16 protein-coding genes are annotated in these 14,362 nt (G+C 53.2%); 6 read left to right on the forward strand and 10 right to left on the reverse strand.

Annotated features, from left to right (window positions below):
* Position 1: 1 nt before the first annotated feature.
* The 4 genes from sspA to zapE form a co-directional block, all read right to left on the reverse strand.
* Positions 2–640, reverse strand: coding sequence for a stringent starvation protein SspA (sspA, locus tag MUU51_RS09545; protein WP_125352499.1), 639 nt, complete (start codon positions 638–640; stop codon positions 2–4).
* 321 nt (positions 641–961) lie between these two features.
* Entirely contained in the window at positions 962–1,354 is a 393-nt protein-coding gene (gene rpsI, locus MUU51_RS09550) for a 30S ribosomal protein S9 (RefSeq protein WP_110510651.1), read from the reverse strand.
* Between the two features lie 14 nt (positions 1,355–1,368).
* Entirely contained in the window at positions 1,369–1,797 is a 429-nt protein-coding gene (rplM, locus tag MUU51_RS09555; protein ID WP_110510601.1) for a 50S ribosomal protein L13, read from the reverse strand.
* 217 nt (positions 1,798–2,014) lie between these two features.
* Positions 2,015–3,145 (reverse strand): cell division protein ZapE, encoded by a 1,131-nt coding sequence (gene zapE / locus MUU51_RS09560; RefSeq protein WP_159772302.1) that lies wholly within the window; start codon positions 3,143–3,145, stop codon positions 2,015–2,017.
* Between the two features lie 190 nt (positions 3,146–3,335).
* Here zapE and zapG point away from each other — a divergent pair, with 190 nt between their 5' ends.
* The 3 genes from zapG to degS all read left to right on the forward strand — a co-directional run bounded on the left by zapG (position 3,336) and on the right by degS (position 6,421).
* Complete coding sequence (zapG, locus tag MUU51_RS09565; protein ID WP_159772305.1) at positions 3,336–3,734, forward strand: Z-ring associated protein ZapG; 399 nt, start codon at positions 3,336–3,338, stop codon at positions 3,732–3,734.
* Positions 3,735–3,897: 163 nt separating this feature from the next.
* Positions 3,898–5,271, forward strand: coding sequence for a serine endoprotease DegQ (gene degQ, locus MUU51_RS09570; protein ID WP_159772308.1), 1,374 nt, complete (start codon positions 3,898–3,900; stop codon positions 5,269–5,271).
* Positions 5,272–5,359: 88 nt separating this feature from the next.
* Positions 5,360–6,421: an outer membrane-stress sensor serine endopeptidase DegS gene (degS, locus tag MUU51_RS09575; RefSeq protein WP_159772311.1), complete on the forward strand. Its 1,062-nt coding sequence runs from the start codon at positions 5,360–5,362 to the stop codon at positions 6,419–6,421.
* Positions 6,422–6,474: 53 nt separating this feature from the next.
* On the opposite strand, the gene mdh is transcribed toward degS, so the two are convergent.
* Positions 6,475–7,410: a malate dehydrogenase gene (mdh, locus tag MUU51_RS09580; protein WP_258967662.1), complete on the reverse strand. Its 936-nt coding sequence runs from the start codon at positions 7,408–7,410 to the stop codon at positions 6,475–6,477.
* Between the two features lie 415 nt (positions 7,411–7,825).
* Here mdh and argR point away from each other — a divergent pair, with 415 nt between their 5' ends.
* The 3 genes from argR to yhcN (MUU51_RS09595) all read left to right on the forward strand — a co-directional run bounded on the left by argR (position 7,826) and on the right by yhcN (MUU51_RS09595) (position 9,314).
* A complete protein-coding gene (gene argR / locus MUU51_RS09585; protein WP_159772316.1) occupies positions 7,826–8,296 on the forward strand; it encodes a transcriptional regulator ArgR in 471 nt (156 codons plus the stop codon).
* 378 nt (positions 8,297–8,674) lie between these two features.
* The gene (yhcN, locus tag MUU51_RS09590; RefSeq protein ID WP_159760311.1) at positions 8,675–8,938 is read left to right on the forward strand and encodes a peroxide/acid stress response protein YhcN; all 264 of its coding nucleotides are present in this window, start codon (positions 8,675–8,677) and stop codon (positions 8,936–8,938) included.
* A gap of 109 nt (positions 8,939–9,047) precedes the next feature.
* Complete coding sequence (gene yhcN, locus MUU51_RS09595) at positions 9,048–9,314, forward strand: peroxide/acid stress response protein YhcN (RefSeq protein ID WP_110510609.1); 267 nt, start codon at positions 9,048–9,050, stop codon at positions 9,312–9,314.
* Between the two features lie 49 nt (positions 9,315–9,363).
* On the opposite strand, the gene MUU51_RS09600 is transcribed toward yhcN (MUU51_RS09595), so the two are convergent.
* The 5 genes from MUU51_RS09600 to aaeX form a co-directional block, all read right to left on the reverse strand.
* On the reverse strand, positions 9,364–9,639 hold the full coding sequence (locus MUU51_RS09600) for a barstar family protein (protein WP_159772322.1): 276 nt from the start codon (positions 9,637–9,639) through the stop codon (positions 9,364–9,366).
* Positions 9,640–9,692: 53 nt separating this feature from the next.
* On the reverse strand, positions 9,693–11,147 hold the full coding sequence (locus MUU51_RS09605) for an NAD-dependent succinate-semialdehyde dehydrogenase (RefSeq protein WP_159772325.1): 1,455 nt from the start codon (positions 11,145–11,147) through the stop codon (positions 9,693–9,695).
* A gap of 82 nt (positions 11,148–11,229) precedes the next feature.
* Positions 11,230–13,197 (reverse strand): p-hydroxybenzoic acid efflux pump subunit AaeB, encoded by a 1,968-nt coding sequence (gene aaeB, locus MUU51_RS09610; protein WP_159772328.1) that lies wholly within the window; start codon positions 13,195–13,197, stop codon positions 11,230–11,232.
* Between the two features lie 5 nt (positions 13,198–13,202).
* A complete protein-coding gene (gene aaeA / locus MUU51_RS09615; protein WP_159772331.1) occupies positions 13,203–14,135 on the reverse strand; it encodes a p-hydroxybenzoic acid efflux pump subunit AaeA in 933 nt (310 codons plus the stop codon).
* Positions 14,136–14,142: 7 nt separating this feature from the next.
* Positions 14,143–14,346, reverse strand: a complete 204-nt coding sequence (gene aaeX / locus MUU51_RS09620) for a p-hydroxybenzoic acid efflux pump operon protein AaeX (RefSeq protein WP_097164153.1) — start codon at positions 14,344–14,346, stop codon at positions 14,143–14,145.
* Positions 14,347–14,362: the final 16 nt, after the last annotated feature.

Raw genomic sequence — 14,362 nt, forward strand, 5'->3', positions numbered from 1 at the left:
ATTAGCCTCGACCGAGACGCATTTCACGCTCGGGTTCAGTTAAGGAAGCGAGGAATGAATCACGTTCGAATACGCGAGTCATGTACGCTTTCATCTCTTTAGAACCTGCACCAACCAGCTCGATGCCCATGACTGGCAAACGCCAGAGCAGCGGAGCCAGATAGCAATCGACCAGGCTGAACTCATCGCTCAGGAAGTATGGCTTCTGAGTGAATACTGGCGCGATTGCCAGCAGTTCTTCGCGCAGCTGCTTACGCGCTGCATCAGCCTGTGCTGCCGAACCGTTCTGGACAGTATGCAGAAGCGTATACCAGTCTTTCTCGATACGTTGCATGTACAGACGGCTTTCACCGCGAGCAACCGGGTAAACCGGCATCAGCGGCGGATGAGGGAAACGCTCATCAAGATATTCCATAATGATGCGAGATTCCCAAAGGGTCAGCTCGCGATCTACCAGTGTCGGAACGCTTTGATTCGGGTTGAGGTCAATCAGATCCTGAGGTGGATTGTCCTTTTCCACGAGCTCAATTTCAAAACTGACACCCTTTTCAGCCAGCACAATGCGGACCTGATGGCTATAGATGTCAGTAGGACCAGAAAACAGCGTCATTACCGAACGTTTGTTGGCAGCGACAGCCATGAAAACCTCCAGGTATATTCAGAATTTTTTTACTGCTACCTGCCACGACATGTGACCGGCCAGTGGTAAAGCCCCGTAAGCGTCGAACGACATTCCTGTTCACAAACGAAACAAACAAAAAATGAACAATCGCCCGCATTTGGGCAGAAAATTGGAAGATAGTTTACCAGATTTTGCAGACCTTGTGGTGAGGCTATGCTGGAAATGCTGAAAAAGGCTGAAAAGAGAGAGAGGGATTGTGGATAACGCCCATTTTATCCATAAAAAAACCCGCCGAAGCGGGTTTTTTCGCCAATTGTTCTGCGCGAAGCAGAAAAACAATTAACGCTTGGAGAACTGAGGACGACGACGTGCTTTACGCAGGCCGACTTTCTTACGTTCAACTTTACGAGCATCACGAGTAACGAAGCCTGCTTTACGCAGTTCGCCACGCAGGGACTCGTCGTACTCCATCAGAGCGCGGGTGATACCGTGACGGATCGCACCAGCCTGACCAGAGATACCACCACCTTTAACAGTGATGTACAGATCCAGTTTCTCAACCATGTCGACCAGTTCCAGCGGCTGACGAACTACCATGCGGGCAGTTTCACGACCGAAGTACTGTTCCAGAGAACGTTGGTTGATAACGATTTTGCCGCTGCCCGGTTTGATAAACACGCGAGCTGCGGAACTTTTGCGGCGACCAGTGCCGTAGTATTGATTTTCAGCCATTGCCATAATCCCGATTAGATGTCCAGAACTTGCGGTTGCTGTGCCGCGTGGTTGTGCTCGTTACCCGCGTAAACTTTCAGTTTACGGTACATAGCACGACCCAGCGGGCCTTTTGGCAGCATGCCTTTAACCGCGATTTCAATTACACGCTCAGGACGGCGGGCAATCATCTCTTCAAAGGTCGCTTCTTTAATACCGCCGATGTGGCCGGTGTGATGGTAATACACCTTGTCTTCACGCTTGTTGCCGGTTACAGCAACTTTTTCTGCGTTCAGAACGATGATGTAGTCACCGGTATCCACGTGCGGAGTGTATTCCGCTTTGTGCTTACCGCGCAGGCGACGAGCCAGTTCGGAAGCCAGACGACCCAGAGTCTTACCGGTCGCGTCAACAACATACCAGTCGCGCTGTACGGTTTCTGGTTTAGCTGTAAAAGTTTTCATTAAAAGCTTACCCAATAAATAGTTACACGTTGGTGAACACCCAAACGTTTAAAAGTTGAGGTTCACACGACATTGTCCAGCAAACCTACCCCTTCGAATAGCCTATGCCGGCACGACAAAAGTTTTGGGAAAAAAACTTTAGTTGTAACGTGGGGTCGCAGGATTATAGAGAAGTCGACTTCAAAGGTCGACCCCTTTTTGTGATTAGAAACGGTTTTTAGCCCGCCAGATGCTCGCGCTTGAGGTACTCTTCGCTTTGCATCTCTTGCAAACGGGAAAGGCAGCGCTGGAATTCAAACTTCAGGCGCTCTCCTTTATAGATGTCATACAACGGCACCTGCGCGCTTACCACCAGCTTGACGTGGCGTTCGTAAAATTCGTCCACCAACGCAATAAAACGACGCGCCTCGCTTTCCATCAGCGCCGTCATCACTGGCACGTCAAACAGCATCACCGTATGGAACAGACGCGAAAGCGCGATGTAGTCGTGCTGGCTGCGGGCATCCACGCACAGCGTCGCAAACGACACCGCCAGAGTCTGGTTTTCGGCGCCAAGCGTCGGCAGCGGGCGATGGTTGATTTCCAGCACCGGCATCTGCTCACGCTTCACACCGGCCAGCGCCAGCCACAGTTTGTCCATTTGCTGGCGGGTATCATCATTCAGCGGCGACAGCCACAGATGCGCCTGAGTCAGCGTACGCAGGCGGTAATCAATACCGGCGTCGACATTCATGATGTCGCAATGTTCTTTAATAGCATCGATGGCCGGGAGGAAACGCGCGCGCTGCAAGCCATTGCGGTACAGGTCGTCAGGCGGGATGTTGGACGTGGCCACCAGCGTAATTCCGCGAGCGAATAGCGCTTTCATCAGGCCGCCGAGCAGCATCGCATCGGTAATGTCTGAAACGAAGAACTCGTCAAAGCACAGCACGTCAGTTTCGGATTTAAAGCGGTCCGCGACAATTTCCAGCGGATCGCTGTGGCCCTGCAACGCCGTCAATTCTTCATGCACTCGCAGCATAAAGCGATGGAAATGCAGGCGCTGTTTCCGCTCACCCGGCAGACTCTGATAGAACATATCCATCAGCCAGGTTTTCCCTCGCCCCACGCCGCCCCACATATATAAGCCGCGAACCGGTGCGTTTGTCGTCGATTCACGCTTACCCAGCAGTTTGCCGAACTTTGCCCGCAGGCCGCCGCTGGCGGGAGCCGCTGTCGCCGGAAGGTGAATCAGTTCCTGATAGATAGTGTCCAGCCGGGAGACGGCCTCATGCTGAACGTCATCGGGCTGATGACTGCCCTCGTTAAGGGCCTGAAGATATCGCGATGTGGGGGTCATGCTTTGCATAAGTTGTTGTTATTTCCTGAAAAGCAACGTGCAGCAGTTCACGGTTGTCGAAAAAAAGGCCGTTCTACAGTACGCGATGACACGCCAGGATTCCACTTCTAAGGAAATAGCGGTTATAGTGGCAATATCGGGCGCGGGCGAGCAGCCTTTTTGCCACCCTAACGGAACCACAAAACAACGGGAGAAGTTCATGACCTGGGAATATGCGCTAATTGGTTTAGTCGTCGGTCTCATCATTGGCGCCGTCGCTATGCGATTTGGGAACCGCAAATTACGTCAACAGCAGGCCCTGCAGTACGAACTGGAAAAAAATAAAGCAGAGCTGGACGAGTATCGTGAAGAACTGGTCAGCCACTTTGCTCACAGCGCTGAGCTACTCGACAATATGGCGCATGACTATCGTCAGCTCTATCAGCACATGGCGAAGAGCTCCAGCAGCCTGCTGCCAGAAATGAGTGCTGAAGATAATCCGTTCCGTAATCGTCTGGCTGAGTCTGAAGCCAGCAACGATCAAGCGCCGGTACAGATGCCACGCGACTATTCTGACGGTGCTTCTGGCCTGCTTCGCAGCGCGGCTAAACGCGATTAATCCTCTTTATTTACGGGCGCAGCCACTGCGCCCGTCACTTCCTGCCTGACCCAGCTATTATTTAATCATTCACCTCATTGTTAGACGTTCGAAAATTCAATAACATCGGACTGTTTAAGGGCGTATTTTCCTCACATTCCTCAGGTTATGAGAGCCAGCATCAATGAAGAAACAAACCTTATTATTAAGTGCGTTAGCGTTAAGTGTTGGGTTATCTCTTGGCGTCGCAGCGCCGGTTTCTGCTTCTCTGCCTGCCCAGATACCGGGTCAGACTCAGATCCCAAGCCTGGCGCCAATGCTGGAGAAAGTGCTGCCTGCGGTGGTGAGCGTGAAGGTTTCAGGCACGGCCACGCCTGCTCAAGTGGGACAGGTTCCTGAAGAGCTGAAAAAATATTTAGGTGACGATGCGCCGAATGAACAGCCACAGCCGTTTGAAGGACTTGGCTCGGGTGTCATCATTGATGCTGCGAAGGGTTACGTCCTGACCAACAATCACGTCATCAGCCAGGCGCAGAAAATCAGCGTGCAGTTGAACGATGGCCGCGAGTTTGAAGCCAAACTGGTGGGCAGCGACGACCAAAGCGATATCGCACTACTGCAATTGCAAAAGGCCGATCATCTGACGCAAATCGCGATTGCCGACTCCGATAAACTGCGCGTCGGTGATTTTGCCGTCGCCGTCGGCAACCCGTTCGGCCTCGGACAAACCGCGACGTCAGGCATCATTTCTGCCCTTGGACGCAGCGGTCTGAATCTCGAAGGTCTGGAAAACTTTATTCAGACCGACGCCTCCATTAACCGCGGTAACTCAGGCGGCGCGCTGTTGAATCTCAACGGTGAACTGGTCGGGATCAACACCGCCATTCTTGCCCCAAGCGGCGGCAGCATCGGGATTGGCTTTGCCATTCCGAGCAACATGGCGATTACGCTCGCCAAGCAGCTGATTCAGTTTGGTGAAATCAAACGTGGCCTGCTCGGTATTAAAGGTATGGAGATGACCGCTGACATCGCCAAAGCGTTTAATCTGGATATTCAACGCGGGGCGTTTATCAGCGAAGTGTTGCCTGGCTCTGGCTCTGCGAAAGCGGGCATTAAAGCAGGCGATATTATCGTGAGCCTGAATGACAAACCGCTCAGCAGCTTTGCCGATTTGCGCTCGCGTATCGCCACCACAGAACCGGGCACCAAGGTCAAACTTGGCCTGCTGCGTGAAGGCAAACCGCTGAGCGTAGAAGTGACGCTGGATAAAAGCACCTCGACTACCGCCAGCGCAGAACTGATCACCCCTGCACTGCAAGGCGCATCGCTGAGCGACGGCCAGATGAAGGACGGTACCAAAGGCATCATGCTCGATGACGTTGATAAAGGCAGCGCGGCCGCAATGGTGGGGCTGCATAAAGGTGACGTGATTATCGGTATCAACCGCCAGCGCGTACAGTCCATCGCCGAGATGCGTAAAGTGCTGGAAACCAAACCGGCCATCATTGCGCTGAACATCATGCGCAATAATGAAAGTATTTATCTGCTGCTGCATTAAGCGAAAACGCTGCGGACATCGCCTGCGTGTGATGTCCGCATAACTCGTGATATGCTTCGCCTGTTTCCTTACCTGTGATAATCGCACCATGCTTGCAAAGCTCTTACGCTCAGTCGCAATCGGATGTATCGTCAGTGGCATTCTGCTGGCCGTTATGCCGTCATTGCGGCAATTTAACCCGCTAACATCAGCGCCTTATGACAGTGCTGATGAATCGCCTGTCAGCTATAACCAGGCGGTAAAACGCGCTGCACCTGCGGTGGTGAACGTCTACAACCGCGCACTGAACAACAATTCCAGCCATAACATGCTGACGCTAGGTTCCGGGGTCATCATGGACGAGCGTGGGTACATCATTACCAACAAGCACGTGATTAACGATGCCGACCAAATCATCGTCGCGCTACAGGATGGCCGCGTATTTGAAGCGCTGATCGTCGGCTCCGATAGCCTGACCGACCTCGCGGTATTGAAAATCAACGCTAACGGCGGGCTCCCGGTGATTCCTATCAACCCTAAACGCACGCCGCACATTGGCGACGTAGTACTGGCGATTGGTAATCCTTACAACCTGGGGCAGACCATCACCCAAGGGATTATCAGCGCCACCGGTCGTATCGGCCTCAATCCGTCAGGCCGTCAGAATTTCCTGCAAACGGACGCCTCGATCAACCACGGTAACTCCGGCGGTGCGCTGGTGAACTCGCTAGGCGAACTGATGGGGATTAACACCCTTTCCTTTGATAAAAGTAATGATGGCGAAACGCCGGAAGGCATTGGCTTCGCCATTCCGTTCCAGCTAGCGACCAAAATTATGGATAAGCTGATCCGTGATGGACGGGTTATTCGTGGCTACATCGGCATTAGCGGCCGTGAAATTGCACCGCTGCATGCTCAGGGCGGCCCGATGGATCAGATTCAGGGAATTGTGGTCAATGAAGTGGCGTCGGGTGGCCCGGCAGCAGAAGCCGGTATTCAGGTCAACGACGTGATTGTCTCCGTGAACAACAAACCTGCGGTCTCCGCGCTGGAAACCATGGACCAGGTAGCGGAAATTCGCCCAGGTTCAGTTATCCCGGTGGTGGTGATGCGTGATGATAAAAAGCTGTCGCTTGATGTCACCATCCAGGAATACCCAGCCACCAACTGACAGGCATAAAAAAACCGGAGCGATGGCTCCGGTTTTTCATTCTGACGTCAGGCTTATTTAACGAACTCTTCGCCCAGAACGATATCTTTCTTCAGCGTGTCCAGCATGCCTTCCAGCGATTGCTGCTCCCAGGCGCTCAGTTTGCCGATAGACTGGCGCTCTTCCACACCGTTTTTACCCAGCAGCAGCGGTTGAGAGAAGAAACGCGCATATTCACCGTCGCCTTCAACGTAAGCGCATTCCACCACCCCTTTTTCGCCCTGAAGCGCACGTACCAGAGACAGACCGAAACGTGCCGCAGCCTGACCCATAGACAGCGTTGCAGAGCCGCCACCGGCTTTCGCTTCCACGACTTCGGTGCCCGCATTCTGAATGCGTTTGGTCAGGTCAGCCGCTTCCTGCTCGGAGAAGCTCACGCCAGGAATTTGCGACAGCAGTGGGAGAATGGTCACGCCTGAGTGCCCACCAATCACCGGTACCTCAATGTCATTCGGCTGCTTGCCTTTCAGCTCCGCCACGAAGGTATTCGAGCGGATGATGTCCAGCGTGGTGACGCCGAACAGTTTGTTTTTGTCGTATACACCCGCTTTCTTCAACACTTCAGCGGCAATCGCCACAGTGGTGTTGACCGGGTTAGTGATGATGCCAATGCAGGCTTTAGGACAGGTTTTTGCCACCTGCTGCACCAGATTCTTCACGATGCCCGCGTTGACGTTGAACAGATCGGAACGATCCATACCCGGCTTACGTGCGACGCCAGCAGAAATCAGCACCACATCAGCGCCTTCCAGTGCTGGGGTTGCGTCTTCGCCGGAGAAGCCTTTGATTTTCACCGCGGTTGGGATATGACTGAGATCCACTGCCACGCCAGGGGTTACCGGCGCGATGTCATACAGGGAGAGTTCTGAGCCTGAAGGCAGTTGGGTCTTAAGTAGTAGGGCAAGCGCCTGGCCAATACCGCCAGCTGCGCCGAGGACTGCGACTTTCATCCTAAACTCCTTATTATGGTTAGTTTCATCTACCGAAACTCCGTTGCGGCAACCTTAATTCACAAGGTAAATAATGACAACAAACGTCATTGAAGAATGCGGCATTCCCCGCAGCATTGCGGTGTCATTGCTCACTTTACCGCCTGTGACAAGAGACCCGCGACGGCGTAACCAGTCGACTGCTGGTTACAATACACCCAGCCAGACAAGCAAAACAACATCAATTTTATAACATTTGATTTACTTTTGACGTTATTTTCGACACGTGACGAAAGCATGTTTCTTGATAACGATTTTTGATAAAATCCTTCCCTTTCATAACATTATTTCAGCCTTATTCACGGCAGATCATTTGCATAAAAATTCATCTATATGCATAATAATGTTGTTTTTACCGCCATGATATGGGTGACTTATGCGAAGCTCCGCTAAGCAAGAAGAATTAATCAAAGCGTTTAAAGCGCTACTAAAAGAAGAAAAGTTCAGCTCCCAAGGTGAGATTGTTCAGGCATTACAGGAGGAGGGCTTCGAAAATATCAACCAGTCCAAAGTCTCCCGTATGCTGACTAAGTTTGGCGCGGTACGTACCCGCAACGCCAAAATGGAAATGGTCTATTGCCTGCCAGCAGAACTGGGCGTGCCGACCACATCCAGCCCGCTGAAAAACCTGGTGCTGGATATCGACTACAACGATTCGGTAGTGGTCATTCATACCAGTCCCGGTGCCGCACAGTTGATTGCCCGCCTGCTCGACTCCCTGGGTAAAGCGGAAGGGATCCTCGGCAGCATTGCCGGTGATGACACCATCTTCACCACGCCAGCGCGTGGATTTACCGTTAAAGACCTGTACGAAGCCATTCTGGTGCTGTTCGAACAAGAGCTTTAATCTGCCTCTCTCCGGCATCCGGCCGGAGAGCGTCTTATCTCCCCTGCACACCTGCGATCGCTACATAACCCCCCCTTTTATTTAACATTAAGTGCGTTTCACTGCCTGGATGTTATCAGCCAGTGAATGTTGTTATCAAAAGCGCACAAATTATCAATTCATTCTATCCATATGATTTTCTTAGTAATAGATGCCAGTCTGCGTCTCATTCTGACTTTTTTAATGCGTTTCTGTTATAAAAATGACGGTTTTTGACATTTGATTACATGAGAAACCATTAGCCTGGTATTAATTTCTTCGGCGATTAGTGTATACTTGATTTTGTGATGAGGGTCACGAAACAGAGGCCCTGCTAAAAAATTCGACGAGGTGAAAATTATGAAAATCAAAACCACTGTGAGTGCACTGACCATTCTTTCTGTTCTTTCTTTTGGCGCTTTCGCCGCTGATTCGATCAATGCGGATCAGGCAGCAAATCGCGAAGCTATCGGCACCGTTTCCGTCGGCGCAGTCGGTTCTTCCCCAATGGACATGCACGACATGCTGAATCAGAAAGCGCAGGAAAAAGGGGCATCCTCTTACCGCGTAATCGAAGCACGTAGCGGCGACCATTGGCACGCAACGGCTGAGCTGTACAAATAAGTTTTATTGAGAGTCGGTACGAAACAAACATGTCACAACGCGGCACCAGGCATAAAAAAAGCAGTTCAAACCTTCTCGCCGCGCAGTCTATGAATCAGGAGTAAAGATTATGAAAAGCGCAATGATTATCGCAACACTGGGCCTGGCATCGGTTCTTTCCTTTAGCGCAGGCGCAGCAGTACATCAGATTAGTGCAGAGCAGGCACAGAGCATGCAATCCCTGGGTACCGTTTCTGTTTCACAGGTAGGCAGCGCCCCAATGGATATGCGTCATGAACTGGCAGCGAAAGCCGAGAAAGAAGGCGCCAGCAGCTACCGCATTATCGAAGCCCGTAGCGGCGACACCTGGCATGCCACTGCCGAGCTGTACAAATAAACCCTCGTCGTCTTAATTGACGACTTGCCCCCGCCTGTCGGGGGCTTTTTTATTGATGACGTACATTGAATCGCAGCATCCCTTCCAGCTCTTCCTCCGCCTCATCAAACAACAGAATTAATGCCCCGTAGCGCCGACGCTGCTTCTCTTCCAGATGAACAAATTCAATTTCCAACGGCAAGGGCAGCTGACTGCCGGTGACCACTTCCCAGAGAGAGTCCAAATCGCGAATGGCCGTACCGCTCAGCGCAAAAGTGCGGGTAAACTCACGATAGAAATCGTTCTGAGTACCTATTTCATTAAAATCAAAGGTATAGGTTTTCATGCATTCCCCCGCCTCTTTCCTGCCCGGGCGACAATCGCCACCCGGGCTCCGGCTTACAATCCCCCCAGATGCAGGGTTTTCACTTCCAGAAACTCTTCCAGCCCCAGGACCGAACCTTCACGGCCCAGCCCGGACTCTTTAACGCCGCCAAACGGCCCTAATTCTGTCGATACAGCGCATTCGTTAATCCCGATCATGCCGCTTTCCAGTGCCTGCGATACGCGGAACACGCGCTGCAGATTTTGAGTATAGAAGTAAGCCGCCAGACCAAACGGGGTATTGTTCGCCCGCTGAATCACTTCCTCTTCGCTGGTGAATCGGAAGCAGGCTGCTACCGGCCCAAACGTCTCTTCCTGCGCAAGCTGCATATTGTCGCTGCAATCACCCAGTACCGTTGGCTGCCAGAAGTTGCCGCCGAGCGCATGCAGTTTTCCCCCCGCCAGCACGCTGGCCCCTTTCGCGACCGCATCTTCCACGTGCTCGCGTACTTTTTTCACGGCGGAAGGTTCAATCATCGGCCCGACGACTATGCCGTCGTCCATGCCGTTTCCGACCTTAAGCGCATTGACCGCCTCGGTAAGCCTGTGGGTGAAATCGTTATAGACCTTTTCATGAATATAGAAGCGATTAACGCTGACGCACACCTGCCCGGCGTTGCGGAATTTATTGGCTATCGCCCCTTTTACCGCTGCGTCGATATCCGCATCGTCAAAAACGATATAGGGCGCGTTACCACCAAGCTCCATCGACACTTTTTTCATGGTTTCTGCGGCATTGCGCATCAACGTTTTACCGACCGCCGTTGAGCCGGTGAAGGAGATTTTACGCACTTCGTGGCTCGCCATAATCGCGTCGCTGATTTCCTGAGTCGTCCCTGCGACCGCATTCAGCACGCCATCAGGCACGCCCGCTTTCTTCGCCAGCTGGAGCAACGCAAAGGCGCTGAGTGGCGTGTTATTCGCGGGTTTGATGACACCGGTACAGCCCGCCGCCAGCGCCGGACCGAGTTTGCGGGTCAGCATCGCCATTGGGAAGTTCCACGGAGTAATTGCCGCCACGACGCCGATCGGTTCGCGGGTGGCCAGAATGCGTGACCCCGGTTTGGCGGGAGGGATAATTTCGCCGTTGGCACGTTTACCTTGTTCAGCGAACCACTGAATGAAGCTCGCCGCATATTCCACTTCACCTTCGGCCTCTTTTAGCGGCTTGCCCTGCTCGGTGGTCATCAGTCTGCCGAGCCAGGCTTTGTTTTCGATGATCAGCTGATACCAGCGATACAGAATTTCTGAGCGCTCTTTGGCGGTTTTCGCACGCCAGAGCGGGAAGGCTTTGCTCGCCGCCGCGATGGCGGCTTCGGTTTCCTGCTTCCCGGCTTTCGCGACCCTGGCGATCGTTTCGCCGGTTGCCGGGTTTACCACGTCGAAGGTGGTTTCAAGCGTTTTCCATATTCCGTCGACCAGATATCCGGTCTGAAAAAGTTCGTTATCCTGAAGTGTCTGCATGGTCATAGTTGTCCCCTGACGGTGATGTCCTGTGATAACAGTTAAGTATAGCCATAAAAAAACCGACGCTTTTGCGTCGGTTTCTGGGTTAACTCACCGTGAGCGCATGCTGATATTTCCTCAGCATCCCCACCAGCCGATTGACCGGTTCGGTGACCTGAGGCGACGCCTGCCAGATAACCAGTTTTTCCTGGTACACATCCAGTTCTTCCAGCAAGCGGTCAAAGTAACGGCGCCGTTTATCATCGTTGCTGGCTGAAATGAGCTTATCCGCCGTACGACGCAGCTGGCGGTGGAATGCCGAAAGGTCGTCGTTAACCGGTACTGGCGCGTCACGCAGGCGCTGGTGCGCAATAATCAGCGTCAAGGCCAGGCGGAATTTGGCAAGATCGCCCGGGTATTTGTTCAGCAGTAAAAACAGCTGCTGGTACAGGGCGGGCAGATGGTTCTCATTGCGGCGGGCGGTGTTGGTCGTCAGGGAGGATACGGCGGCCGATACAAACTGATTCAGCAGCACGCGTCCGGTCCGAGCCTGGGAGTTATCACGCACCAGTAAGATAATCATCAACGCCAGGAAGCAGCCCACCAGCTGGCCAAGCGCGCTGTCGAGGAACTGGCTGAAATGGAAAGTCATCGGGTTATCCAGCACCAGAATGTTGATGGTGGACGCCAGCGTACCGAGCGAGCCCAGCCGCCGTTTCTGCACTTCAATCCCAATAAAGAACGCCAGCACAGCGAGGCTGATACACAACAACAGCATACTTTGTTGGGTCGACGGCAGGACGACCAGGAAGTAAAACGCGCCAATCGGCAGCGCGGCAATGGTGCCGTACAGGAAGTCGATCCCCGCCATTTTAGGGTTAGGCAGACGCATTGCCAGCGAGGTCACCACGGCAATCATCACCATGGCACCGCTGCCGGATGTCCAGCCGGTCCACAGCCAGAACACCGTGCCCAGCGCACAGGAAAGCGTGGTACGCCAGAAGTTGACCATCGCATGGTGGCGCTCCGCGGATTCCACCTTCACCACCACTTCGCCCTGCAAAATCTCTTCTTCCCGGGCGCTGATTTTTGCGTTACCCACTACGCCACGTTTAAGCAGCTGATAACGTGTCGCGGCGCCAATCCAGCTGTATAAGGTAATCGGTGTGTCGTGCTCACCAGTCCAGGAAAGAATGCGGCGCATGCGTTTCAGTTGCTTATGCACGTCCTGCACCGTTTCGACAGGCTGGTCGAACATTTCGCGCCAGGCGGGCGTGATTAAATCTGGGCGGAAGTTTTGAATCAGATAGGTTTCACAGGCCTGAGTTATCAGCGTCAAAGAGAGCGTATTCAGCGCTTTCAGACGTCGATTGGCGCGCACCCAGCGGGAAGATTCCATGTGCAGGTTACTACGCATTCCTTCCAGAGCCTGCGTCCGGCGCACCAGTCCGCCCCAGGCGGCGTCAACTTCTTCGCTGTCACCGTGGCGAATACAAAGCTGCATCAACTGATATTGAGCAACCAATAATGCATCAAGCTCCCGGTCGATCTCTTGTTTAATCGACCGTGGGGAAAACAGCAGATCGGCGACGATCGCACAGACAATCCCGATCACAATCTCGCTGCAACGCTCGACGGCAAACTGCGGCGACAGCAGCGGTTCGTTCTGAATGGTGATGATAATGATCAACGCCGTGTAGCCCGCCAGGCCCCAGGCATAGGAGTTCTCCACTTTCACCAGTGAAGACACCCAGGTACAGAAACCCGCCCACAGACAGCACACCATCACCATCACTAACGGGGCGCGGATCATGCCGATGATCATCACCAGCGCGGCGATACAGCCGATAAACGTTCCGCAAATACGTAGCATTCCGCGGTAACGGATTGCTCCAGAATAAGGTTCGCCCCCGGCGGCAAACGCCGGACCCGCCGCTACAATTGCGGCTGTCAGTACCGCCCAGCGCGGGGTTTCAAGCTGAAAGTGAAAGCCGATAAACAGGGCCAGCACAATCGCGCAGGCCAGTTTGATAGCAAAACGCAGGTGTTGATCGGCAATAGAGAAAATGCCCATAGCGATTAACCGAACTCACGCAGACGCATACCTAACTTCTGGAAGAAGGAGGCCTTCTGCGTGTCTCTGTCTTTCGCACCGGTGATGATTACCGTGGCAGTGGTGCCCGCAGGCCATAGGTTGCCCTGCTGTTGGTCGAGGCGAATACGCACCGGCACACGCTGCGCCAGTCGCACCCATTCAAGGTTGGAATCGATGGTCGCCATTCCTTTTACATCGCTGCTGCTGCTGGCGTTAGTCACACCTGCTGCAATGCTGTCGACGGTGCCTTTGATAACTTTGGTGCTGCCTAACGGGGTAATTTCCGCGCGATAGCCTGGGCGCACGCCTTCCAGTTTGGTCTCTTCCATATAGGCCATAACGTAGAAGCTTTCTTTTTTCACCAGCGCCACAGCGGTCGACCCGCGGGTAATAAATTCACCGCTGTACACGTTCAGGTTAGTCACCCAGCCATCGGCCGGAGCGCGAATGACGGTACGTTCGAGGTCAAGACGGGCCAAATCGCGGGTGGCCTGCGCTTTCGCTAACTGATGTTGAACGGTTTGTAAGAGGTTGTTGGCCTGGTCAATCTCTTCGCGAGACATGGCCATGGTGCCTAACTGGTTACGGCGTCCGGCTTCACGACGTTTTTCTGACGCCAGCACCTGATAGTACGCCACGTCGGCGTCGGCTTCTTCGAGCGCTTTTTGGTAACGCGGCTGATCGATAGTGAACAGTACCTGATTTTTGCGAACCAGTTGGTTATCCTTCACATTCACATCCGTGATAAGCCCTGCCACGTCCGGCGCAATGGCCACAACATCGGCGCTGAAGCGTGCATCACGCGTCCACGGCGATTCGGTGTAATAAACCCACGCACGGAAAATTGCGATAAATGCCAGCACCACCAAAATCAACGTGATAGCGGTACGGGATATTTTTCTTGTTAGTGTTTTCACAGCGACCTCAGACGAACAAACGCGATATCAGGTAGAACAAACAGCAATACAGCGCGGTATTAAAAAGCGCGGGATGCCAGACGAAGTCATAGATCCCAGTGGGGACCAGCACCCGACGCAACAGCCAGAATATGGCCAGCGACAACAGCAGCTCGACGAAGATCGGCGGGAATGAGAGGCCGAAAATCACGATGACGGGAAACAGACTCATGTTGACCTTGATTAAG

Source organism: Scandinavium manionii, from assembly GCF_024764775.1.
In the GTDB taxonomy this organism is placed as follows: Bacteria; Pseudomonadota; Gammaproteobacteria; order Enterobacterales; family Enterobacteriaceae; genus Scandinavium; species Scandinavium manionii.